This window comes from Pseudomonas lopnurensis (assembly GCF_015070855.1).
In the GTDB taxonomy this organism is placed as follows: domain Bacteria; phylum Pseudomonadota; class Gammaproteobacteria; order Pseudomonadales; family Pseudomonadaceae; genus Stutzerimonas; species Stutzerimonas lopnurensis.
The window spans coordinates 1-23,759 of sequence record NZ_JADDIX010000078.1 but is presented as its reverse complement, the minus strand read 5'-3'; the positions used below and the strand labels follow the sequence as shown (position 1 = coordinate 23,759).

Annotated in this window: 21 protein-coding genes and 1 pseudogene; 9 read left to right on the top strand and 13 right to left on the bottom strand. The window is 66.2% G+C overall.

Going from position 1 to position 23,759, the window contains the following annotated elements:
• The coding region (locus IN820_RS17105) for an acyl-CoA dehydrogenase (protein ID WP_193682129.1) at window positions 1-1,076 on the bottom strand (1,076 nt) is incomplete at its 3' end.
• 175 nt (window positions 1,077-1,251) lie between these two features.
• Between IN820_RS17105 and IN820_RS17100 the strand changes: the two genes are divergently transcribed.
• Complete coding sequence (locus tag IN820_RS17100) at window positions 1,252-2,184, top strand: LysR family transcriptional regulator (protein WP_193682128.1); 933 nt, start codon at window positions 1,252-1,254, stop codon at window positions 2,182-2,184.
• Window positions 2,185-2,214: 30 nt separating this feature from the next.
• Here IN820_RS17100 and IN820_RS17095 read toward each other — a convergent pair whose 3' ends face one another.
• The 10 genes from IN820_RS17095 to glcD form a co-directional block, all read right to left on the bottom strand.
• The gene (locus IN820_RS17095) at window positions 2,215-2,586 is read right to left on the bottom strand and encodes a helicase (protein WP_193682127.1); all 372 of its coding nucleotides are present in this window, start codon (window positions 2,584-2,586) and stop codon (window positions 2,215-2,217) included.
• Between the two features lie 137 nt (window positions 2,587-2,723).
• Window positions 2,724-2,996 (bottom strand): HU family DNA-binding protein, encoded by a 273-nt coding sequence (locus IN820_RS17090; RefSeq protein ID WP_193682126.1) that lies wholly within the window; start codon window positions 2,994-2,996, stop codon window positions 2,724-2,726.
• A gap of 149 nt (window positions 2,997-3,145) precedes the next feature.
• The gene (locus IN820_RS17085) at window positions 3,146-4,330 is read right to left on the bottom strand and encodes an FAD-dependent oxidoreductase (RefSeq protein ID WP_193682125.1); all 1,185 of its coding nucleotides are present in this window, start codon (window positions 4,328-4,330) and stop codon (window positions 3,146-3,148) included.
• Window positions 4,331-4,363: 33 nt separating this feature from the next.
• The gene (locus tag IN820_RS17080; protein WP_193682124.1) at window positions 4,364-4,531 is read right to left on the bottom strand and encodes a rubredoxin; all 168 of its coding nucleotides are present in this window, start codon (window positions 4,529-4,531) and stop codon (window positions 4,364-4,366) included.
• Window positions 4,532-4,644: 113 nt separating this feature from the next.
• Window positions 4,645-6,348, bottom strand: a complete 1,704-nt coding sequence (locus tag IN820_RS17075; RefSeq protein ID WP_193682123.1) for an L-lactate permease — start codon at window positions 6,346-6,348, stop codon at window positions 4,645-4,647.
• A 230-nt stretch (window positions 6,349-6,578) separates the two neighbouring features.
• Window positions 6,579-8,756 (bottom strand): malate synthase G, encoded by a 2,178-nt coding sequence (locus IN820_RS17070; RefSeq protein ID WP_193682122.1) that lies wholly within the window; start codon window positions 8,754-8,756, stop codon window positions 6,579-6,581.
• Window positions 8,757-8,780: 24 nt separating this feature from the next.
• Window positions 8,781-9,185, bottom strand: coding sequence for a heme-binding protein (locus IN820_RS17065; protein ID WP_193682121.1), 405 nt, complete (start codon window positions 9,183-9,185; stop codon window positions 8,781-8,783).
• A gap of 192 nt (window positions 9,186-9,377) precedes the next feature.
• Entirely contained in the window at window positions 9,378-10,595 is a 1,218-nt protein-coding gene (gene glcF / locus IN820_RS17060) for a glycolate oxidase subunit GlcF (protein WP_193682120.1), read from the bottom strand.
• A 6-nt stretch (window positions 10,596-10,601) separates the two neighbouring features.
• The gene (gene glcE / locus IN820_RS17055; protein WP_193682119.1) at window positions 10,602-11,663 is read right to left on the bottom strand and encodes a glycolate oxidase subunit GlcE; all 1,062 of its coding nucleotides are present in this window, start codon (window positions 11,661-11,663) and stop codon (window positions 10,602-10,604) included.
• Window positions 11,663-13,162, bottom strand: a complete 1,500-nt coding sequence (gene glcD, locus IN820_RS17050; protein ID WP_193682118.1) for a glycolate oxidase subunit GlcD — start codon at window positions 13,160-13,162, stop codon at window positions 11,663-11,665. The genes glcE and glcD overlap by 1 nt, the downstream gene beginning before the upstream one ends.
• A gap of 236 nt (window positions 13,163-13,398) precedes the next feature.
• Between glcD and glcC the strand changes: the two genes are divergently transcribed.
• The 6 genes from glcC (at window position 13,399) to IN820_RS17020 (ending at window position 19,806) form a co-directional block, all read left to right on the top strand.
• On the top strand, window positions 13,399-14,172 hold the full coding sequence (gene glcC / locus IN820_RS17045; RefSeq protein ID WP_193682117.1) for a transcriptional regulator GlcC: 774 nt from the start codon (window positions 13,399-13,401) through the stop codon (window positions 14,170-14,172).
• Between the two features lie 128 nt (window positions 14,173-14,300).
• A complete protein-coding gene (locus tag IN820_RS17040) occupies window positions 14,301-14,840 on the top strand; it encodes a chorismate--pyruvate lyase family protein (RefSeq protein ID WP_193682116.1) in 540 nt (179 codons plus the stop codon).
• A 248-nt stretch (window positions 14,841-15,088) separates the two neighbouring features.
• Entirely contained in the window at window positions 15,089-15,979 is an 891-nt protein-coding gene (ubiA, locus tag IN820_RS17035) for a 4-hydroxybenzoate octaprenyltransferase (protein WP_193682115.1), read from the top strand.
• Between the two features lie 183 nt (window positions 15,980-16,162).
• Window positions 16,163-16,852 (top strand): phosphate regulon transcriptional regulator PhoB, encoded by a 690-nt coding sequence (gene phoB, locus IN820_RS17030; protein ID WP_193682114.1) that lies wholly within the window; start codon window positions 16,163-16,165, stop codon window positions 16,850-16,852.
• Between the two features lie 80 nt (window positions 16,853-16,932).
• The gene (gene phoR / locus IN820_RS17025; RefSeq protein ID WP_193682113.1) at window positions 16,933-18,228 is read left to right on the top strand and encodes a phosphate regulon sensor histidine kinase PhoR; all 1,296 of its coding nucleotides are present in this window, start codon (window positions 16,933-16,935) and stop codon (window positions 18,226-18,228) included.
• Between the two features lie 237 nt (window positions 18,229-18,465).
• On the top strand, window positions 18,466-19,806 hold the full coding sequence (locus IN820_RS17020) for a hemolysin family protein (RefSeq protein WP_193682112.1): 1,341 nt from the start codon (window positions 18,466-18,468) through the stop codon (window positions 19,804-19,806).
• Between the two features lie 211 nt (window positions 19,807-20,017).
• Here the strand turns inward: IN820_RS17020 and IN820_RS17015 are convergent, their stop codons facing one another.
• A complete protein-coding gene (locus IN820_RS17015) occupies window positions 20,018-20,914 on the bottom strand; it encodes a peptidoglycan DD-metalloendopeptidase family protein (protein WP_193682111.1) in 897 nt (298 codons plus the stop codon).
• A gap of 146 nt (window positions 20,915-21,060) precedes the next feature.
• Window positions 21,061-21,957, bottom strand: a complete 897-nt coding sequence (locus tag IN820_RS17010) for a response regulator (RefSeq protein WP_193682110.1) — start codon at window positions 21,955-21,957, stop codon at window positions 21,061-21,063.
• 400 nt (window positions 21,958-22,357) lie between these two features.
• On the opposite strand from IN820_RS17010, the gene IN820_RS17005 reads away from it, so the two are divergent.
• Together IN820_RS17005 and IN820_RS17000 are read left to right on the top strand one after the other, a co-directional pair.
• On the top strand, window positions 22,358-23,155 hold the full coding sequence (locus IN820_RS17005; RefSeq protein WP_193682109.1) for a universal stress protein: 798 nt from the start codon (window positions 22,358-22,360) through the stop codon (window positions 23,153-23,155).
• Between the two features lie 306 nt (window positions 23,156-23,461).
• Window positions 23,462-23,759: pseudogene (locus tag IN820_RS17000) on the top strand (IS110 family transposase); the annotation flags it as partial.

The window sequence follows — 23,759 nt, the reverse complement described above, 5'->3', positions numbered from 1 at the left end:
GCCACGCCGAACTCGTCGCTGATGCCGTTGCCGCCCAGCATGTCGCGGGCCATGCGCGCCACGTCCAGCGCCTTGCCGCAACTGTTGCGCTTCATGATCGAGGTGATCTCCACCGCCGCCGTGCCCTCGTCCTTCATGCGCCCAAGGCGCAGGCAACCCTGCAGGGCGAGGGTGATTTCGGTCTGCATGTCGGCGAGTTTCTTCTGGATCAGCTGGTTGGCCGCCAGCGGACGGCCGAACTGCTGGCGGTCGAGCACGTACTGGCGGGCGGCATGCCAGCAGAACTCGGCGGCGCCCAGCGCGCCCCAGCTGATGCCGTAGCGCGCACTGTTCAGGCAGGTGAACGGCCCCTTCAAGCCGCGCACCTCGGGGAAGGCGTTCTCTTCGGGGCAGAACACGTTGTCCATCACGATCTCGCCGGTGATCGACGCGCGCAGGCCGACCTTGCCATGGATCGCCGGGGCGGTCAGGCCTTGCCAGCCCTTCTCCAGTACGAAGCCGCGAATCTGCCCTTCGTCGTCCTTGGCCCAGACCACGAAGACGTCGGCGATCGGGCTGTTGGTGATCCACATCTTGCTGCCACTGAGGCGATAGCCGCCATCGACCTTCTTCGCCCGGGTGACCATCGAGCCCGGATCGGAGCCATGGTTCGGCTCGGTCAGGCCGAAGCAGCCGATCCATTCGCCGCTGGCGAGCTTGGGCAGGTACTTCTGCTTGGTTTCTTCATTGCCGAACTCGAAGATCGGCACCATCACCAGCGACGATTGCACACTCATCATCGAGCGGTAGCCGGAGTCGATCCGCTCGACCTCTCGGGCGATCAGCCCGTAGCACACGTAGTTGAGGCCGCTGCCACCATAGGCTTCGGGAATGGTCGCGCCGAGCAGGCCGGTCTCGCCCATCTCGCGGAAGATCGCCGGATCGGTCCGTTCGTGGCGGAAGGCTTCCAGCACGCGCGGTGCCAGCTTGTCAGCGGCGAACTGCGCGGCGCTATCACGCACCATGCGCTCTTCTTCGGTCAGTTGCTGATCGAGCAGCAGCGGGTCGATCCAGTTGAAGCGTGCGTTGCCGGCCATCGAGGGCTCCTCTCGTTGTCGTGGACACCGCGCATGGCGCGGAGCGGGATGCGCTGATCCTAGGCGCAGCGCCAGTGCGTCGCAAACGAGGATTTCGCACCAAACTGTGCGCTTTGGTCACTCCGAGATAAGCTCTTCGACCAATAGCAGGCAATTCCCGTGAGGTCTTCGCATAATGCGCCGCAAGATTCCCAGCACCGCCGCCCTGATCGCCTTCGAGGCGGCCGCGCGCCATCAGAGCTTCACCCGCGCCGCCGACGAGCTGGCGCTGACCCAGAGCGCGATCTGCCGGCAGATCGCCGGGCTGGAAGAGTTCCTCGGCCTGGAACTGTTCCGCCGCTCACGGCGCGGCGTGAAGCTGACCGAGGCTGGGCATTCCTATGCCCGCCGCATCGCCGCGCAGCTCGATGCGGTCGAGCGCGACACGCTCTCGGTGATGGGCCAGCAGGGCGCCATGAGCCTCGAACTGGCGGTGGTGCCGACCTTCGGCACCCAGTGGCTGGTGCCACGGCTGCGCCGCTTCCAGGCGCTGCATCCCGAGATCACCGTGAACCTGACCAACCGCACCCGCCCCTTTCTCTTCGCCGATACCGAATTCGACGCGGCGATCTACTTCGGCGACGGCGACTGGTCCGGTACCGAGGCGCACGTACTCATGCCCGAGGACCTGCAACCGGTATGCAGCCCGGCGTTGCTGCCCGGCGACGCGCCGCTGCCCGCCGAAGCCATCGCCGAGATGCCGTTGTTGCAGCAGACCACGCGCCCGTACGCCTGGCGGCAATGGTTCGACTCGCTGGGGCTGAAAGTGGCCCGCGACATGACCGGCCCGCGCCTGGAGCTGTTCTCCATGCTTGCCCAGGCCGCCGAGCACGGCATGGGGGTGGCGCTGATCCCGCCCTTCCTGATCCAGCGGGAGCTGGCCGAGGGGCGGCTGGTGCCGGCGCATCCGCATGCCTACCGCAGTGAGACGCGGGCGTATTACCTGATGGTTCCCGAGCGCAAGGTGGAGTCGGCGGGGTTGGTGGCGTTTCGGGACTGGTTGAAGGATGAGGCGAGGGTATGGCGGGAAGAGCAGCTGCAAGCCACAAGCTTGAAGCTTGAAGCTTGAAGCTTGAAGCTTCAAGCTTGTGGCTGCTTTTTAGGCCTTCTTCGGCTTCAGGTACTTGGTCAGCCCCTGGAACCACATCACCAGCGCCGGGTTGCCCTGGATCTGGATGTCCTTGTTCTGGATGCCCTGCATGAACGCCAGCTGCTTGTTCTTCGCCGTCAGGGTAGCGAAGCCGTAGGCGGCATCCTTGAAACCCAGGGCGAAGGCCGGTTCGCTCGCCGGCCCGCGCTTGCTGGTGATGCGCTGGTTGCGGACGATGAATTGCCGAGCCACCTTGCCGTCCAGGGTATGCAGCTGGAAGCTCAGGTCCTTGTCGCCCAGCTGCTGCTGGAACTCGGGATTGCTACGGCTGGCCTTGGCCATCAGGCGGCCCAGCATCCAAAGCAGGAAACGGAATTTCATGGTGGGGTCCGAGCGGTACGAGGAGAAAGCCGCATTGTAGTGGCTTGGCCGGCGGGGGAAAGGGCGGATACGGAACGGTCCGGAACGGACCAGGCGGTCAGGTTGACCCGGAGCCGGGCGGCTCCGGGTAGCGCGGATCAGTTCACCGCGTCCTTCAGCAGCTTGCCGGGTTTGAAGGCGACGGTGTTGCTGGCCTTGATGGTGACCGGCTGCCCGGTCTGCGGGTTCTTTCCGGTACGGGCGCCGCGGTGGCGCTGTATGAAAGTGCCGAAACCGACCAGGGTGACGCTGTCCTTGCGGTTCAGCGCGTTGGTGATTTCATCCAGCACGGCGTTGAGTACGCGATTGGCCTGGTCCTTGGACAGATCGGCCTTCTCGGCGATGACGGCGGCGAGTTCCGGTTTACGCATGGGGAGCCTCTGAGACATTTTTGTTGTTGTGTCCGTACTGTTCGCGAGAACAGCGCTAAAGGCGCTGCAACAGCTCTAGGCTGCGGCAGACCCTTGGAGAATGGCACGGCGCTAGCACCTGCGCCAGCCCCTCGCGGCGCATCCGGGACTCAACCCGGGGTCTTTAGCGACAGAATTTGCGGTAGTTCCGCCAGCACCGGCGGCAGTTGCTTGTTCAGTGCCAGCCGCTGCTGCACCGCCGCGCCGGTCAGCGCATAGCCGAGCAGTTGGCCATCAGCCCCGAGATAGAGGGCTTTGACGTCGTTGCCGCAGGCTTCAACCGTCCAGTTGCCGACCGCCCCCCGCGCCGGCGGCGAAACCACCAGCGGGCACACTGGCGTCTTCACCGTGACCGGCATCGGCCCGTAACTGACAAAGGTCGGATTGCCAAACAGGGTTTTCGCCAGCGCCCGCGCGCCCGCCATCAGGGGCATCACGTAGAGCAGGTTCAGGCCCTCCACCTCGGCGCAGTCGCCCAGCGCATAGACATGAGGGTGCGAGGTCTGCAGCAGGCGATCGACGACGACGCCGCGCTCCACCTGCAGCCCCGCCTCGGCTGCCAGCTCGGTACGCGGCCGCAGGCCCACCGCGCTCACCACCAGATCGCAGGTCAGCCGCGAGCCGTCCGACAACTGCGCGACAAGGCCATCGGCGCCGTGCTCGAGACGCTCCAGCACCGGTCCGAGGTGAAAACGCGCGCCCAGCCCTTCCAGGCCGTTCTGCACCGCGCGGGCGGCCTCCGCTGGCAGCAGCCCGGGCATGATCTGCTGGCTCGGCGCGACCAGCTCGGCCTCGTAGCCGCCCTGCAGCAGGTCGTTGGCGAATTCGCAGCCAATCAGGCCGGCGCCGAGGATCAGCACCCGCCGTTTGCCCGCCGCGGCGGCGCGGAAACGGCCGTAGTCGAGCAGGTCGTTGATCGGGAAGATCGCCTCCTCGGCATCGCCGGCGACCGGCACCCTGACGGCCTGCGCGCCCCAGGCCAGGACCAGATCGCGATAGGCCACCGGCTCGTTGCCGATCCAGATGCGCCGGTTCGCCGGATCGAGCCGGGTCACCCGGGTATGGGTACGAATCTCGGCATCCAGTTGCTCGGCCATGGCGCCTGCACTGGCCATGCCCAGGGTGTCGGCATCCTTGTTGGCGGCGAAGCCGGTGGACAGCAGCGGTTTGGAGTAGGAACGCCCGTCGTCGGCGGTGATCAGCAGCAGCGGCGTATCGCGGTCGAGCTTGCGCCATTCGCGCGCCAGGTTGTAGCCGGCCAGGCCGGTGCCGATGATCACTACGGGTGCCGTCACGTCATTTTCCTCACGGGTTCTCGAAGCGGCGAATCAGGAGATGGCGATCATCTCGAAGTCCATCTTGCCGACGCCGCAGTCCGGGCAGATCCAGTCCTCCGGCACGTCTTCCCAGCGCGTGCCCGGGGCGATGCCCTCTTCCGGCAGGCCTTGCGCCTCGTCATAGATGTAGCCGCACACCACACATTGCCACTTTTTCATGCTGGACCTCGATACTGTCGATTGCGACGCAAGCTATACCAGAACGCCACCCCGCACCAAGCCCGGAAATGAAAACGGGCGGCCGAAGCCGCCCGTCATCGGGAACAGCGGACTCAGCCGGCCGTGCCCACCAGCGGATCGCCGATGCCCATCACGTAGAACCCGATCAGGCCGATGATGCCGGCCAGGATGAGGTAGTAGAGGGTCGGCAGCATGGTCTTGCGCAGCGTGATGCCTTCGCGGCCCAGCAGCCCCACGGTCGCCGAAGCGGCCACCACGTTGTGGATGGCGATCATGTTGCCCGCCGCTGCGCCCACCGACTGCAGCGCCACCATCAGCGCACCGGACAGGCCCAGCAGGCCGGCGGTGTTGAGCTGGAACTGCGACAGCATCAGGTTGGAGACGGTGTTGGAACCGGCGATGAAGGCGCCCAGCGCACCGACCGCCGGGGCGAAGAACGGATAGACGTCGCCCACGCTGTTGGCCACCAGCTGCGCCATGGCCACCGGCATCGAGACCAGATCCGAGCCGTTGACGCCGGAATTGATCAGGATGCGCACCATCGGGATGGTGAAGATCAGCACGAAGCCGGCGCCGAGCAGGGTCTTGCTCGACTCGCTGACCGCCGCGCCCAGTTCCCTTGCACTCATGCGATGCAGGAAGAACGTCAGGATCACCACCATGCAGAGGATGCCGCCCGGCAGGTACAAGGGTTCCAGGGTACCGGATACACCGGTTTCACCCAGGATGTTGGTCCAGCCGAAGCTCAGCGACATCAGCGCCGCCTTGAACTGCGGGAAGATCCGCGAGGCGACCAGCAGCGCGGCCAGCAACAGGTAGGGAGCCCAGGCCATCGGGACGGAGATCGGTGCCTTGCCGGCCACGTCCTCGATCTTCATCTCGATCTTGCCCATCCACTCCGCCGGCCATTCGCTGGCCGGGGCGAAGTCCCAGCTGTCCTTGGGCAGCAGGAAACCGGCCTTGGCAGCCGGCACCACGATGGCCAGGCCAACCAGCGCACCGATCATCGAGGGGAATTCCGGGCCGAGGAACACACCGGCGGCGGCGTAGGGAATGACGAACGCCAGCCCGGTGAAGATCGCGAACGGCGCCACGGCCAGGCCTTCGGTCCAGGATTTGTTGCGGCCGAAATAGCGGGTCATGATGCTGATCATGATCAGCGGCATGAGAATCCCGCACAGCGCATGGATGATCGCGACACGCGAGAAGATCAGGTGGAAGAAAATATCCCAGTTACTGCCCACCGCAGCCAGTTGCGTGCCGAGGCCGGCCTGATCGAGGCCCGCGCCGACACCGACCAGGATCGGCGTACCGACCGCGCCGAAGGACACCGGCGTGGACTGCACCATCATCCCCATCACCACCGCGGCCAATGCCGGGAAGCCCAGCGCCACCATCAGCGGAGCGGCCACGGCAGCCGGCGTACCGAAACCCGAAGCCCCCTCGATGAAGCAGCCGAACAGCCAGGCCACGATCAACACCTGGACGCGGCGGTCAGGGCTGATATTGGAGAAGCCACGCCGAATTGCACTGATTCCCCCGGAGTGCTTGAGCGTATTGAGCAGCAGGATCGCACCGAAGATGATCCACAGGATCGACGCGGTGAGGATAAGGCCCTGCAAGGTCGAGGCGATGACGCGGTTGAGCGTCATGTCCCAGGCCAGCAGGCCGATCAGTGCGGTGAGGACGAAAACCAGCGGCATCGCATACTTGGCCGGCCAGCGAAAGCCGATCAGCAGCACACCCGCCAGTACCAGCGGCACGAAGGCCAGGATGGACAGTAGTGTTTGACTCATTTGTTGGGTCCCTGTGTTTTTGTTGTGAACCACTTTCGTTATGCCCGGGCGTGCCCGGCGCCTAGCATGGACTCCGTCGCGAGGCGGAAGTCCCGGCTGCGGGCCACCACGTGCGGAGGCCCACTGCCCATGCTCGAAAGCCCCAGGCACCTTGCGGCACCTGAGGCTTGTAACCGTCACGCTGGCACAGGCGCATCGCCTTCAGCAAGCGTGATTGTCGCTCCCGTCGCTCAGTTGGCCTGCTTGAAACGCTGCCTCCAGGCATGCAGCAGGGGCTCGGTGTAACCCGCCGGCTGCTCGCGCCCCTTGAACACCAGATCCGAAGCCGCCTGGAAGGCGATCGACTGAGTGTAGTCGCTGGACATGGCGCGGTAGAGCGGATCGCCCGCATTTTGTTGATCCACCACCTTGGCCATGCGCTCGAGGGTTTCCTGCACCTGCTCGCGCGTCACCACGCCATGGTGCAGCCAGTTGGCCACGTGCTGGCTGGAAATGCGCAGCGTGGCGCGGTCTTCCATCAGGCCGACGTTGTGGATATCCGGCACCTTGGAGCAACCGACGCCCTGCTCGACCCAGCGCACCACGTAGCCGAGGATGCCCTGGCAGTTGTTGTCCAGCTCCTGCTGCTTTTCTTCGGCGCTCCACTTGTCCTCGGCGACCACCGGGATGGTCAGCAGGTCGTTGAGCAGCTGCTCGCGCTCGGCGCCCAGGTCGATCGTCTCCAGCTCGCTCTGCACGGCCTGCACGTCCACCTGGTGGTAGTGCAGCGCATGCAGCGTGGCGCCGGTCGGCGACGGCACCCAGGCGGTGTTGGCGCCGGATTTCGGATGGCCGATCTTCTGCTCGAGCATGGCGGCCATCAGGTCCGGCATGGCCCACATGCCCTTGCCGATCTGGGCCTTGCCGCGCAGGCCGCAGGCCAGGCCGACCAGCACGTTGTTGCGCTCGTAGGACTGGATCCACGGGGTGCTCTTCATGTCGCCCTTGCGCAGCACCGGGCCGGCTTCCATGCAGGTATGCATCTCGTCGCCGGTGCGGTCGAGAAAGCCCGTGTTGATGAAGGCCACGCGGTGCTTGGCGGCGCCGATGCAGGCCTTGAGGTTGGCGCTGGTGCGGCGCTCCTCGTCCATGATGCCCATCTTCAGGGTATGGCGCGGCACACCGATCAGGTCTTCGACGCGGGTGAACAGTTCGTCGGCGAAAGCGACTTCCGCAGGACCATGCATCTTCGGCTTGACGATGTAGACGCTGCCGGTGCGCGAGTTGCCCTTGCGCGCCAGGTCGTGCTTGGCGATCAGGCTGGTGAACACGCCGTCCATGATGCCTTCGGGAATCTCGCGGCCCGCTTCGTCGAGGATCGCCGGGTTGGTCATCAGGTGGCCGACGTTGCGGATGAACAGCAGCGAGCGACCGTGCAGGGTCAGGCTACCGCCGTTCGGCGCGCTGTACTCGCGGTCCGGGTTCAGCCGGCGAATGAAGCTGCCGTTGCCCTTGGCCACTTCTTCGCTGAGCGTGCCCTGGATGATGCCCAGCCAGTTGCGGTAGGCCAGCACCTTGTCGTCGGCATCGACGGCGGCGACCGAGTCTTCGCAGTCGAGGATGGTGGAGACGGCGGCCTCGACCAGCAGATCCTTGATGCCGGCGGCATCGGTCTGGCCGATCGGGCTGTTCGGATCGATCTGGATCTCGACGTGCAGGCCGTTGTTCTTCAGCAGTACGGCCTTGGGCTCGAGCGCGTCGCCCTGGAAGCCGACGAACTTCTCCGGCTGCGCCAGGGCGGTGACGCTGCCATTCTCCAGGGTGACCTTCAACTGGCCTTCCTGCACACGGTAGTTGACCGCGTCGGCATGGCTGCCTTCGGCCAGCGGCGCGGCCTGGTCGAGGAAGTCGCGGGCGAAGGCGATGACCTTGGCGCCACGCACTTCGTTGTAGCCCGGGCCCTTCTGCGCACCGCCCTCTTCGGAGATCGCATCGGTGCCGTACAGCGCATCGTACAGCGAGCCCCAGCGGGCGTTGGCGGCGTTCAGCGCGTAACGCGCGTTCATGATCGGCACCACCAGCTGCGGGCCGGCCTGGGTGGCGATCTCGATGTCGACATTGGCCGTCTCGATCTTCACCTGCTCCGGCACCGGCTGCAGGTAGCCGATGGATTCGAGGAAGGCGCGGTAGGCCGGCATGTCCTTGATCGGCCCCGGATTGGCCTTGTGCCAGTTGTCCAGCTCGACCTGCAGGCGGTCGCGCTCGGCGAGCAGTTCGCGGTTCTTCGGCGCCAGGTCATGGACCAGGGCGTCCAGGCCCTGCCAGAAGGCCGCGGCTTCGATACCGGTGCCCGGCAGGACTTCGTCTTCGATGAAACGCTGCAGGTTGGCCGCCACTTGCAGGCGGCCCAGGGTTACACGCTCGGTCATCTGTTGTTCTCCTTTTTGCCTGAATCAGTTGGCCAGGGCGGCGACGCCGGCCTTGGCGATTTGCGCATCCTGCGCGGCGGTCACGCCGGAGACGCCCACCGAGCCGATCACCTGGCCGTCGACGATCAGCGGCACGCCGCCTTCCAGCGAGCACACCACCGGCGCCGAGAGGAAGGCACTGCGACCGCCGTTGACCATGTCCTCGTAGCCCTTGGTTTCGCGGCGGCCCAGCGCGGCGCTGCGGGCCTTCTCGGTGGCGATGTAGGCGGCGATCGGCGCGCAGCCGTCCAGGCGCTCGAGCACCAGCGGATGGCCGCCGTCATCGGCGACGACGATGGTCACGGCCCAGCCGTTGTTCTGGGCCTCGGCCCGCGCGGCGGCGAGGATGGTGGCGACTTCGTTCTGGGTCAGTACGGCTTTGCTTTTCATGTCTAGTTTCCTGTCTTCGTATTTCGGTTGTTCGTTGTACCTGCGCCTGCCTGCGGCGTAGGTTGGGTTGAGAAGCGAAGCGCCGAAGCCCAACTCGCACCGCCGCGTCGCCTGACACTCCGCCCGTTGGGCTTCGCTGCGCTCAACCCAACCTACCGGCTGGTGGAAATTCGCTGCGCGGGATTTCCACCGTTACCCCATCGACTCTTCGACCACCTCGATCCAGTGCTTGACCGGCGTACGGCCGGCGCCATCGAGGTGGGTCTGGCAGCCGATGTTGGCGGTGACGATCACTTCCGGCTTGCCGCTTTCCAGCGCGTTGAGCTTGTTGTCGCGCAGCTGGTGGGAAATCTCCGGCTGGGTGATCGAGTAGCTGCCCGCCGAGCCGCAGCACAGGTGCGCATCGGGTACCGCGGTGAGCTGGAAGCCCAGGCGGCTCAGTACCTCCTCGACCGCGCCAGCGAGTTTCTGTGCGTGCTGCAGAGTGCATGGGCAATGGAAGGCCATGCGCTTGTCGGCCTTGACCCCGAGGTTTTCCAGATCGGTGCCACGCAGCACCTCGACCAGGTCCTTGGCCAGCGCGCTGACGCGCGCGGCCTTGGCCGCATAGGCCGGGTCGTCCTTGAGCAGATGGCCGTACTCCTTGACGAAGGCGCCACAGCCGCTGGCGGTCTGCACGATGGCTTCGGCGCCTTGCTCGATGGCCGGCCACCAGGCGTCGATGTTGCGCCGCGCGCGCTCGAGGCCGGTGTCCTGGGCGTTGAGGTGGTAGTCCACCGCACCGCAGCAACCGGCTTCGCGGGCCGGTGTGACGCTGATGCCGAGGCGGTCGAGCACCCGCGCGGCAGCGGCATTGGTGCTCGGCGACAGGCTCGGCTGCACGCAGCCTTCGAGCATCAGCACGCGACGCGCGTGGGTCGCCTGCGGACGCGGCTTGGGCGGACGGATCTCGCGCGGCAGATGGCCTTTGAGCGAGGCCGGCATCAGCGGCTTCAGCGTGTTGCCGGTACCCAGCAGCGCCTTGAACAGCCCCGGACGCGGGATCACCGTGCGCAGGCCGCCGCGCAGCAGCCGCTCGCCCAGCGGTCGTGGGACCTGCCGTTCGATGAAGTCGCGGCCAATGTCCAGCAGGTTGTGGTACTTCACCCCGGACGGGCAGGTGGTTTCGCAATTGCGGCAGGTCAGGCAGCGATCCAGGTGCAGCTGGGTGCTCTCGGTCACCTCGCCGCCTTCGAACATCTGCTTCATCAGGTAGATGCGCCCGCGCGGGCCGTCCAGCTCGTCGCCGATCAGTTGGTAGGTCGGGCAGGTGGCGTTGCAGAAGCCGCAGTGCACGCAGGAGCGCAGGATGCTCTCGGCTTCCTCTGCGCGCGGCAGTTTTTTCGCGGCTTCGCTCAGATTCGTTTGCATACGTCGTCAGACCTCGGAATACATGCGGCCAGGGTTGAAGATCCCCTGGGGGTCGAGCGCGGCCTTGAGCTGGCGGTGATAGCGCAGCAGCGGCGCGGCCAGCGGCTGGAACGGGCTGGCGGTGGCACCGGCGCTGAAGCACATGGCATGGCCACCGACCTCGCTGGCGATGCCGCGAATCGTCTCGGCATCGGCATCGCTCTTCAGCCAGCGCTGGGCACCGGCCCAGTCCAGCAGCTGCTCGCCCGGCAACGCCAGCACCGGCGTGTCGTTCGGCAGGGACAGGCGCCACAGCGGGCGCGCGTCGGCGAAGAACGCCAGGCGCTGTTCGCGCAGGTCATTCCAGTAGCCGGCATCGAGCGCCTCGCCGCCGATGCGCTCGCACGCGGCCCTGACCGAGCCCTCGCCGCCTTCCAGGCGCAGGTACAGCGCCTGGCCGTCATGGCTGGCGGCACTGATCGGAATCGGCTGCTGGCCCCATTCGGCGAGCTTGAGCAGGGCGCGATCCTGGTCGATCTCCAGGCGCAGGCTGCTGCACAGGCGCGGCTTGGGCAGCACCTTGAGCGAGACTTCGGTGAGCACGCCGAGGCAGCCGAAACTGCCGGCCATCAGGCGCGACAGGTCGTAGCCGGCGACGTTCTTCATCACCTCGCCGCCGAAACGCAGGTGCTTGCCCTGGCCGGTGATGATGCGCGAGCCGAGCACGAAATCGCGCACCGAACCGCTCCAGGGCCGGCGCGGCCCGGACAGGCCGGCGGCGATCGCACCGCCGACGGTGGCTCCTTCAGCGAAATGCGGCGGCTCGCAGGGCAGCATCTGCCCGGCTTCGTCCAGCGCCGCTTCCAGCTCGACCAGCGGCGTGCCGGCACGCGCGGTGACCACCAGTTCGGTGGGGTCGTAGCTGACGATGCCGCGATGCGCGCGGGTATCGAGCAGCACGCCCTCGACCGGGCGGCCGAGAAAGGCCTTGCTGCCGCCGCCCTGGATGCGCAACGGGGTCCTGGCGGCGAGCGCCTGGTTGACCTGGTCCAGCAGCTCGGCGCTGGCGTCGTGTGCGGATACGGACATCAGAAGCGCTCCAGTTCGGGGAAAGGCAGCTCGCCGTTGTGGATGTGCATGCGGCCGAATTCGGCGCAGCGATGCAGCGTCGGGATGTTCTTGCCGGGGTTGAGCAGGCCGCTGGGGTCGAAGGCCGCCTTGACCGCATGGAACAGGGTCAGCTCGTCGGCGTTGAACTGCGAACACATCTGGTTGATCTTCTCGCGACCGACGCCGTGCTCGCCGGTGATGCTGCCACCGACCTCGACACAGAGTTCGAGGATCTTGCCGCCCAGTTCCTCGGCGCGCTCCAGCTCGCCCGGCTGGTTGGCATCGAAGAGGATCAGCGGGTGCATGTTGCCGTCGCCGGCATGGAACACGTTGGCCACGCGCAGGCCGAAACGCTCGGACAGATCGGAAATACCCTTGAGCACGCCCGGCAGTTCGCGCCGCGGGATGGTGCCGTCCATGCAGTAGTAGTCCGGCGAGATGCGCCCGACCGCCGGGAAGGCGTTCTTGCGCCCGGCCCAGAATCGCACGCGCTCGGCTTCGTCCCTGGCCAGGCGCACTTCGGTGGCACCGGCCAGCTTGAGCACTTCGCTGACCCGTGCGCAGTCGTCGTGCACGTCGGCTTCCACGCCGTCCAGTTCGCAGAGCAGGATCGCCTCGGCATCCACCGGATAGCCGGCATGGATGAAGTCCTCGGCGGCGCGGATCGACAGGTTGTCCATCATTTCCAGGCCGCCGGGGATGATGCCCGCGGCGATGATGTCGCCCACCGCGCGCCCGGCCTTCTCCACCGAGTCGAAGGCGGCCAGCAGCACCTTGGCCACCTGCGGCTTGGGCAGCAGCTTGACGGTCACCTCGGTGACCACGCCGAGCATGCCCTCGGAGCCGGTGAACAGCGCCAAGAGATCGAAGCCCGGCGAATCCAGCGCCTCGGAGCCGAGCGTCATGCGCTCGCCCTCGACGGTGAGGATGTCCACCTTGAGCAGGTTGTGCACAGTCAGCCCGTACTTCAGGCAGTGCACGCCACCGGCGTTCTCGGCGACGTTGCCGCCGATGGAGCAGGCGATCTGCGACGACGGATCGGGCGCGTAGTACAGCTCGTAGGGCGCCGCGGCCTGGGAAATCGCCAGGTTGCGCACGCCGGGCTGGACGCGGGCGAAGCGCCCGGCCGGATCGACTTCGAGAATCTTGTTGAAACGCGCCATCACCAGCAGGATGCCCTGCTCCAGTGGCAGCGCACCGCCGGACAGGCCGGTGCCGGCGCCACGGGCGACCACCGGTACGCCGCGTTCATGGCAGAGCTTGAGCAGGGTTTCGACCTGCTCGATGCGCTCGGGCAGTACCACCAGCATCGGCGTGGTGCGGTAGGCGGAAAGACCGTCGCACTCGTAGGGCTTGAGGTCTTCGCGGCGGTGGAGGATTTCCAGATCAGGCAGCTGTCGTTGCAGCTCGGTCAGCAGTGCGGCCCGGTCGACCTTGGGCAACGCACCATCGACGCGTTCGTCGTAGAGAATGTTCATGGCAGGTTCAGGTGCTCTTGTAATTCACCGCCAGCACGGCCCGCTGCGGTGTATTGCCGCATGATTAACGTCGATTCCCCTTGTCGTCCACCCCCAAGCGAACTGGTCCTACCAGTTTTTTGTAGTCAGGCTGGCGCCGCACTACCGAAATACCGTCCTACAGCGCGGGCATACAGGTCTTCAGGTATTCGCGCTAAACTCGCCGGCAACTGGTCCTACCAGCTGGAGGAGACTGCATGTTGAGCGAGAACCACAATGACCGTCGTCAGGTTGCCGATGTGGTGGCCGAGCGGATCGAACGCCTGATCGTCGACGGCGTGCTCAAGGTCGGCCAGGCGCTGCCCTCGGAGCGACGCCTGTGCGAAAAGCTCGGCATTTCCCGCTCGGCACTGCGCGAAGGCCTGCGCGTGTTGCGCGGGCGCTGCATCATCGAAACCGCACAGGGCCGCGGCTCGTTCGTCGCCCAGCTGTCGGGCAAGCACGACGCCAGTCCGCTGATGCACCTGTTCAATTCGCAACCGCGCACGCTCTACGACTTGCTGGAAGTGCGAGCCCTGCTCGAGGGCGAATCCGCCCGGCTCGCGGCGCTGCGCGGCACCGATGCCGATTTCGTCCTGCTGCGCCGGCGTTACGAGGAAATGCTCGCCGCCCATGCCGCTGAACAGGGTGCCGACCCGCGCGAGCATGCGCGCCTCGACCATGCCTTTCATCTGGCGATCTGCGAGGCCTCGCACAACCCGGTGCTGGTGCACACGCTGCAATCGCTGACCGACCTGATGCTTTCCACCGTTTTCGCCTCGGTGAACAACCTCTATCACCGGCCGATGCAGAAGCGGCAGATCGACCGCCAGCATTCGCGCCTGTTCCATGCCGTCACCGAACGCCTGCCGGAACAGGCCCAGCGCGCGGCGCGCGATCACATCCACAGCATCCGCGACAACCTCAAGGAAATCGAGCAGGAGGAACAGCGTCTGGTGCGGGCCACCATGCGGTTGGAGGGCTGGACTTAGAAGCAGCGGCAAGCGTCAAGCTGCAAGCCTCAAGCGAAGAGCGTCCTACCTTGTGGCTTGTAGCTTGCGGCTTGCGGCTACCTGTAATGCTAGACTCGCCGCTCTTTTCGCTACGCCCGATTGCGCCCATGTCCGAATTCATAGACTGGCTGAGTGCCGACCGCCTGCCCCACCCGCTCGATCCCGCCCTGCATGATTGGCTGTACGTCGACAAGGGCTCGCTGACCCGGCGCCTCACCGACCTGGCCGACGGCGCGTTCAGCGTCGTCCCGCTGCAAGAGGCCTGGCAGCCGCTGCGCGCGGACGAGTGCGCGGCGCTGGGCGTGGCACCCGGCAGCGAAGGCTGGGTGCGCGAGGCCTACCTGTGCGGCCACGGCCAGCCCTGGGTATTCGCCCGCAGCGTCGCCGCGCGCGACGCCCTGGAGCGCTCCGGGCTGGATCTGCAGCACCTCGGCGAGCGCTCGCTGGGCGAGCTGCTGTTCAGCGACCCGGCGTTCGCCCGCGGCGCGCTGCAGGCCTGCCACTATCCGGCGCTCTGGCTGCCGTCCGAATACCGCCAGGATGGTCTCTGGGCGCGGCGCTCGTGTTTCAGCCAGGGCCGGCTCGGCATCCTGGTCGCCGAGGTGTTCCTGCCCGTGCTATGGCAGGCCGCCGGCATCGCCCCCTGAGAGCCCATTCACGATCTGCTGCGCGTCGGTCCTGCTGCGTTAAAAACAGGCTCGGAATGCTCATTTACATCAGTAAACTCCGCTTGATTCGCTGCGCTCACCCTGCGGGCCAGCCTTCGGCTGTTACCCCGCTGCGCTACGTCTTTCGCCAGTTTTTGCCTTGCATGACTCTAGCTCGCGAGATCGTGAACAAGCTCTGAGGCGCAGGCCCGCCTCGTATAATCGCCCTCTTTCGCATGGAGACGCCGATGTATCTGAAACTGCTGCAATCGTGCAATCGCCTGCATCCGCGTGCCTGGGACTTCATCCAGCTGATGCGCCTGGACCGGCCCATCGGCATCTACCTGCTGTTGTGGCCGACGCTGTCGGCGCTGTGGATAGCCGCCGAAGGCGTGCCGAGCGCCAAGCACCTGTTCATCTTCGTCGCCGGGGTGATCCTGATGCGCGCTGCCGGCTGCGCGATCAACGATTTCGCCGACCGCCATTTCGACGGGCACGTGCAGCGCACCAACACGCGCCCGCTGGCTACCGGCCGGGTGCGCCCGCGCGAGGCCTGGGGGCTGTTCGCCGTGCTGGTGGCGCTCAGCTTCGGCCTGGTGCTGCTGACCAATGCCGTCACCGTCTGGCTGTCCTTCGGCGCGCTGGCGGTCGCCTCGCTGTACCCGTTCATGAAGCGCTACACCTACTACCCGCAGGTGGTGCTCGGCGCCGCCTACTCCTGGGGCATCCTCATGTGCTTCACCGCCACGCGCGGCACGCTGCCCCCCGAAGCCTGGCTGCTGTTCATCGCCAACGTGGTGTGGACGGTGGGCTACGACACCTACTACGCCATGGCCGACCGCGAGGACGACCTGAAGATCGGCATCAAGTCCACCGCCATCCTCTTCGGCGAGGCCGACCGGGTGATCGTCCTCACGCTGCAGGGCCTGGCGCTGTTCTGCCTGCTGCTGGCCGGCGCGCGCTTCGAGCTGGGCCAGTGGTTCCACCTCGGCCTGGTGATTGCGGCCGCCTGCTACGCCTGGGAGTTCTGGTACACCCGCTCGCGCGACCGGCACAAGTGCTTCGTCGCCTTCCTCCACAACCACTGGGCGGGACTGGCGGTTCTGCTCGGTATCGTGGTCGATTACGCCGCTCGCTGAGCGCTTCAGGCGTAGGGCGGGTTGCAACCCGCCGATCATGGAGCTGGCCTCCCGCACACCGGCGGGTTTCACCCGCCCTACATCCGCGACCTGCCGCCGCTTTCTCCTGCCGCCTATCTGTCATATGGCTGCAATAATTCCGTTATCTAATGCCGGACGACAAGAACGACCCGAGGCTTGACCATGAACGGCAAGAGCATACTGATCGTCGATGACGAGGCGCCGATCCGCGAGATGATCGTCGTCGCCCTGGAAATGGCCGGCTACGACTGCCTGGAGGCGGAGAATACCCAGCAGGCCCATGCGCTGATCGTCGACCGCAAGCCCGACCTGATCCTGCTCGACTGGATGCTGCCCGGCACCTCCGGCATCGAACTGGCACGCCGGCTCAAGCGCGACGAGCTGACCGCCGACACCCCGATCATCATGCTCACTGCCAAGGGCGAAGAGGACAACAAGATCCAGGGCCTGGAAGTCGGTGCCGACGACTACATCACCAAGCCGTTCTCCCCGCGCGAACTGGTCGCACGCCTCAAGGCCGTGCTGCGCCGCGCCGCGCCCAGCGACAGCGAAACGCCGATCGAGATCGGCGGCCTGCTGCTCGACCCGGTCAGCCACCGCGTCACCATCGACGGCAAGCCGGCCGAGATGGGCCCTACCGAATACCGCTTGCTGCAGTTCTTCATGACCCACCAGGAACGCGCCTACACCCGCGGCCAGTTGCTCGACCAGGTCTGGGGTGGCAACGTCTACGTCGAGGAGCGCACCGTCGACGTGCACATCCGCCGCTTGCGCAAGGCGCTCGGCGAGGTCTACGAAAACCTGGTACAGACCGTGCGCGGCACCGGCTATCGTTTCTCCAGCAAGAGCTGAGCACCTATCGTGAGCGTGGCTCTCACCTCGGGCTTCAGCGCCCACCCCGCCACCACTGGCGTCTTCCAGGAGTGTTTTCGTTGAACCAGGACTGGCAAGGAGCCCTCGTACGTCGCCTGCTGCTCCTGCTGGGCGGCTGTCTGCTGCTCGGCCTGATCACCGGCGAGTACGCCTGGATGCTGCTGCTCGGCCTGGCTGGCTACCTCGGCTGGACGCTGCGCCAGCTGCTGCGCCTGCAGAAATGGCTGCGCCGCAGCGACCCCGACGAACCGCCGCCGGACTCCGCCGGCATCTGGGGCGACGTGTTCGACAACCTCTACCAGCTGCAACGCCGCGACCTGCGCCTGCGCGGCCAGCTGCAGGCGGTGATCGACCGCGTGCAGGGCTCCACCGCCGCGCTCAAGGACGCCGTGATCACCCTGGACAGCGATGGCAACCTGCAATGGTGGAACATCGCCGCCAACCGCCTGCTGGGGCTGAAGAAGCCGCAGGACAGTGGCCATCCGATCACCAACCTGGTGCGCCACCCGGCATTCAAGGAATATTTCGAAAGCGGCAACTACGACCAGCCGCTGGAGCTGGTCTCACCGGTGAATGACCGCATTCGCCTGCAGTTCAACATCACCCGCTACGGCAAGAGCGAGCACCTGCTGCTGGTGCGCGACGTCACCCGGCTGCATCAGCTGGAACAGATGCGCAAGGATTTCGTCGCCAATGTCTCCCACGAGCTGCGTACCCCGCTGACGGTGATCGCCGGCTACCTGGAGACCCTCCTGGAGAACACCGACCAGCTCAACCCGCGCTGGCTGCGTGCGCTGCAGCAGATGAACCAGCAGGCCGGGCGCATGCAGCACCTGCTCAACGACCTGCTGTTGCTGGCCAAGCTGGAAGCCACCAGCCACCCGGCCGACAACCAGCCGGTAGCGGTGGCGCTGCTGCTGCAGTCGATCATCAGCGATGCCCGCGCCCTGTCCGGCGCGCGCGGCCATGCCATCAGCCTCGACGCCGACCCGGCGCTGCAGCTCAAGGGCAGCGAGGCGGAGCTGCGCAGCGCCTTTTCCAACCTGGTGTTCAATGCGGTGAAGTACACGCCGGACGGCGGCGACATCCATGTGCGCTGGTGGCGCGACGAGACCGGGGCGCATCTATGCGTCGAGGACAGCGGTATCGGAATCGAAGCCAAGCACCTGCCGCGCCTGACCGAGCGCTTCTACCGGGTCGACTCCAGCCGCGCCAGCAGCACCGGCGGCACCGGGCTGGGCCTGGCCATCGTCAAGCACGTGCTGCTGCGCCACCAGGGTCGACTGGACATCAGTAGCATTCCGGGCCAGGGCAGCCGCTTTTCCTGCCATTTCCCGCCATCGCAGCTGGCGTAGGGTAGCCAGGTCGGGTTGAGCCGCGTAGCGGCGAAGCCCGACACCTCCTAAGCCAAGGACTTGCGATGGATTGATATTCCGTCCGTTGGGCTTCGCGGAGCTCAACCTCGGCGGCCCCACCCAACCTACGCACTCGCGCCTCGCCCATCGGGAGCTGGTTCGATGCGACACGCGCCTGCTTGAAATGCCGACCAACCGGCCCCATGCTGTGCGCTCCTCCGGCTTTTCGATCGATCCATGGACCCTTCCCCCAGTTACGTCGCACCCTCCTACTTCGCCGATCTCGGCCTGATTTTCTTCGCCCTGTTCCTGGTCCTGCTCAACGGCTTCTTCGTCGCCGCCGAGTTCGCCATGGTCAAGCTGCGCGCCACCAAGGTGGAAGCCATCGCCAGTCAGCACGGCTGGCGCGGGCACATCCTGCGCACCGTGCACAACCAGCTGGACGCCTACCTGTCGGCCTGCCAGCTGGGTATCACCCTGGCCTCGCTGGGTCTCGGCTGGGTCGGCGAACCGGCCTTCGCCCACCTGCTCGAACCGCTGCTGGGCACCCTCGGCATCCAGTCGCCGGCACTGGTACACGGCATCGCCTTCTTCACCGCGTTCTTCATCATTTCCTACCTGCACATCGTGGTCGGCGAGCTGGCGCCCAAGTCCTGGGCGATCCGCAAGCCCGAGCTGCTGTCGCTGTGGACGGCCGCACCGCTGTATCTCTTCTACTGGCTGATGTATCCGGCGATCTACCTGCTCAACGCCAGCGCCAATGCCATCCTGCGCATCGCCGGCCAGGGCGAGCCCGGTGCCGATCACGAGCATCACTACAGCCGCGAAGAGCTCAAGCTGATCCTGCATTCCAACCGCGCGCGCGACCCCAGCGACCAGCAGATCCGGGTGCTGGCCTCGGCGGTGGAGATGAGCGAGCTGGAAGTCGTCGACTGGGCCAATTCCCGCGAGGACCTGCTGCAACTCGAGTATGGCGCGCCGCTGGCGGAAATCCTCGAGGTGATCCGCCGCCACAAGTACAGCCGCTATCCGGTCTATGACGGCGAGCAGGGCGAGTACGTCGGCCTGCTGCATATCAAGGATCTGCTGCTGGCGCTGGCGGGCGACGACCGACTCGCCGAGCATTTCAACCTGAGCGAGCTGTTGCGCCCGCTGGAGCGGGTGTCCAAGCACATGCCGCTGAGCGAACTGCTCGAACAGTTCCGCCAGGGCGGAGCGCATTTCGTCCTGGTGGAGGAAGGCGATCACAAGGTCATCGGCTTCCTGACCATGGAGGACGTGCTGGAAGTGCTGGTCGGCGACATCCAGGACGAACACCGCAAGACCGAACGCGGCATTCTCGCCTACCAGCCGGGCAAGCTGCTGGTGCGCGGCGACACGCCGCTGTTCAAGGTCGAGCGCCTGCTGCACATCGATCTCGACCATATCGAGGCCGAGACCCTGGCCGGGCTGATCTACGAAACCCTCAAGCGAGTGCCCGAGGAAAACGAGGAACTGCAGGTCGAAGGGCTGCAGATCGTCATCAAGAAGATGCGTGGGCCGAAGATCATTCTGGCCAAGGTCCTCAAGCAGGGGTGAAGCAGCTGCAAGCTGCAAGCTGCAGCCTGCAAGCGAGCGTAGGGTGGATGTCGCTTTTTACATCCACCGTGACTCCGCTCGTCGGGTCGGTAAAGCCTGATCCGACCTACAGCTGTCGGGCTTTTTCTTGCAACTTATGGCTTGCAGCTTGAAGCTGCTTTCCCCGCTTTTACTTGAAGCTTGTGGCTTGAAGCTCGTAGCTATCTATTCCCTATTCCCCACCAACGGCGAAATTCGGCAGGCTGTCGACCGGCTGGGAGAAGTCGAAGGGAATCGATTCGATGGCCAGGCCGATATTGCGTTGCACCACGAAGTGCAGGTGCGGGCCGGTGCTGTTGCCGGTGTTGCCGGAGCGGGCGATACGCATGCCGATTTCCACCCGCTGGCCTTCACGCACGGCCACCGACCCCTTCATCAGGTGCAGATAGACACCCATGGTGCCGTCGTCGTGCATGATGCGCACGAAATTGCCGGCCGGGTTGTTGCCGCGACCGCTCTGCGCGTTCTCCACCTTCACCACCATGCCGCCGCGCGCGGCGATGATCGGCGTGCCTTCGGGCATGGCGATGTCCATCGCATAGCGACCTTTGGGGGTAAAGTGGCTGTACTGGCCATTGGCACCCTGGGTCAGGCGGAACGGCCCGCCGCGCCAGGGCAGCGGATACTTGTAGGGCTTGGGCAGCAGGCGTGGGTCGCCCAGCGCGTGGCGCAGCCTGGGGGTGTATTTCAGCGGTTTGGAGGCATCGCGCGGCGCCAGGGTCGCCAGGCGGATCTGGCTGCGCGGCGGCAGCACCCAGCGGATCGGCTTGGCCGGCGCGCCGACGGCGTTCTCGACATTGTCCAGCTTCAGCTCGATGTCCACCGGCGCGTAGAGATCGTTGCGCACCAGCAGCGTCTCGCCGGCGGCGTGCTTGCGGGTTTCCAGCCTGACCTGGGTATCGGTCTTCTCCACCATGCGGTCGCGGAAGACGAACACCTGCGCGCCAGGTGCGGCCTGGTCGCTGTAGGTCACCACGCCATTGGCATCGGTGTATTTGTAGATGGTCAGGGCCAGCGCCGGCGAGGCCAGCAGCGGCAGCCCGAGCAAGAGGAGAAGGCGCCCCAGCATAACGGCAAAGCTCTAATGGCGTGCTGTTGGAGCGGCAAGACTAGCAGTGGCGTTGCGCCTGTGCGAGCCACCGACCGTCGGGGTGTGACGCCGGTCAGTTTGTATGCCGCGGCAACCGCCGAACGGTCGCCTGGGGCACGATCGGATCAGGCACCGGGAACGAAATGCCGTTGCGCGGTGCCGCGGGCGATCAGCCGCGACAGGTAGTCGAGCTTCTGCGGGTCGCAGTCGACGAAGCGCAAGGACAGCTGCAACCACTCGCTGTCGGGCTTCGGCTCGAACGCCGCGACCGCGTGCAAATAACCGTTGAGACGGGCGATTTCGCCGCCCTCGCCCTGCTCCAGGTCGAGCACGGCGCTTTCCAGCACCTGCGGCAGCGCCTCGCCGCGCCTGATCACCAACTGCGCGTCCTTGAGGCTCAGCGCCTTGATCACGCACGTCAGGGTGCCCGAGGCCAGCCGCAACTGCCCCTGGCCGCGCCCGGAGGCGGGAGCCGCCGGCCTGGCCGGTGCCTGCGCCTGCACCAAGGGCGCAGGCGCTGCTGGCGACGGGGCGGGGCGCACCGCTTCGGCCTTGCCGCCGGTCAGCGCGGCCAGCGAATCGTTGGCCATGCCGGTGACCATGTTCCGGGTCGGCGCGCTGGCGGCCAGGGCGTCGAGCTTGCCGGCGCGGCCCAGGGCCTTGCGTACCTTGCTGGTCAACTGCTCGTTGGAGAACGGCTTGCCGATGAAATCCGACACGCCGGACTGGATCGCCTGCACCACGTTCTCCTTGTCGCCGCGGCTGGTGACCATGATGAACGGCAGGATCTTCAGCGCCTCCTGCGCGCGGCACCAGGTCAGCAGTTCGAGCCCGGACATCTCCGGCATTTCCCAGTCGCAGAGGACCAGATCGAAGCGCTCGCGCGTGAGCAGTTGCTGGGCCTTGCGCCCGTCGATCGCATCTTCGATGCGGATACCCGGGAAGTAGCCACGCAGCGCCTTCTTCACCAGGTCGCGGATAAAGGGCGCGTCATCCACCACCAACACACTGACCTTGCTCATCCTTCACTCCTGCTCGAATGCCGGCAAAGCATAGCGGCAGGATCGGCACGACAAAAGCGGGAGACGCCGCCAGTTGCAAAGATGTTGCGCCCAGTCAACGCCACGCTACCGCCATCGGCCGGTCCCGAGACGACCGGGCAAGCGCGCCATGACGTTTTCCACAACGGCCATTCGATACAAAAGCGCTGGAGGCCGGAGCGCAGCACGAAGGATGGCAGGCTACGAGAACGGCAGTTTTCGCCCGAACGCGCGCTGCCGGTCGTTCAGTCACCAGCCCTCCGGTGCTGTTTTCGGCGCTTTGAGGACATCGCGCGATTGCCCTGCCGAGACGGCATGCCAGCGGGACAGGAGCACGCCAGCGCGGCATACTCGCGGTTTTCGCCAGCTTCTCGAGGCCGCCATGGTTCAGCACATTCTCGTCGCCCACGATCTCAGTCCGGAAGCCGACCTGGCCTTGCAGCGCGGCGCCCAGCTGGCCCGGCAGCGCGGGGCGCGGCTGAGCCTGCTGCACGTGCTCGACGAGCGCGATGCCGGAGCCGACGAGGCCGCCGCGCGCGCCCTGCTGCGGACCCGCTTGCAGCAGAACGGCCTGGGCGACCGGCAGCCCTGGATTCGCCGCGGCAGCCCCGTCGAGGAAGTGCTGACCCAGGCCCGGGGGCTGGAGGCGGACCTGCTGGTGCTCGGCCGGCACCACCGCGATTCGACGCAGGGCTTTGCCGGCACCACCCTGGAGCGCATCCTGCTCGACGCCCCGGCGCCCCTGCTGCTGGCGACCGCCCCGGCGGACGTGCCCTACAACCGGGCCCTGGCCGCGCTGGACTTCTCGCCCTGCGCCAGCCGCGCCCTGCAATGCGCCTGGCGATTGCTGCCGGCCGATGCCGAGCTGCATGCGCTGAACGTAGACGAAGTGGCCGAGGTGCACGGCCCGGACGACGCCGGCCTGGCCCTGCAGGAGGAACTGTTCGACCAGTTGCTCGAGGACATCCAGGCGCAGTTGCCGGACAACGGCGTGCGGCTCAGCTACAGCCTCTACCAGGGTGAACGCAGCAACTGCCTGGAAGCCGCCATCGGCGAACTGCGACCGCAGCTGCTGGCCCTGGGCGGCCACAGCCGTGGCGAGCTCAGCAGCGCCCTGCTCGGCAGCCTGACCCGGCAGTTTCTCGACCAGCCACCCTGCGACGTGCTGGTGGCGCGCTGAACGGCTGCCGATCCTGCCACCACGCGGCGCCCCCGCCTCTTCAGCCGACCATTGGTCCCCGCCGACGCGATCGTACGTGTCTAGGGAGAAGCGCAAGAGCCTTCCGAGCGTAGGAGCCTAGGGGCGTCTAGTCCTTGCTGGCGATCCCGACACCATCGCCGATGATCGCCGGCAAGCCGGCTCCTACAAGAGCAAGGTGCGCTCCTGTAGACATCATGGATTGACCTGCCCCACCTCGAGAACGCGGGTTATGTTTTCGGAGTGGGAAACACCTTCAACACAGAGCCGCATCGAGGGGGACAGGTCATGAATGAGTTTAACCAAGTCTATGTGGGTTTGGACGTACATAAAGCGACGATTGCCGTAGCGGTGGCGCGTCCTGGGCGCGGAGAGCCGGAGTATCACGGCACTATCGTGAACAGTGACGCGGCGGTGCGCAAACTGCTCAAGCAGTTGAGCCGGCCGGGTGAGTCGCTGAGTTTTTGCTACGAGGCAGGCCCCTGCGGCTACGGCCTTTACCGTGATCTGACAGCACTGGGCCATGGCTGCGCGGTGGTGGCGCCCTCGCTGATTCCGCGCAAGGCGGGCGAGCGGTTGAAAACCG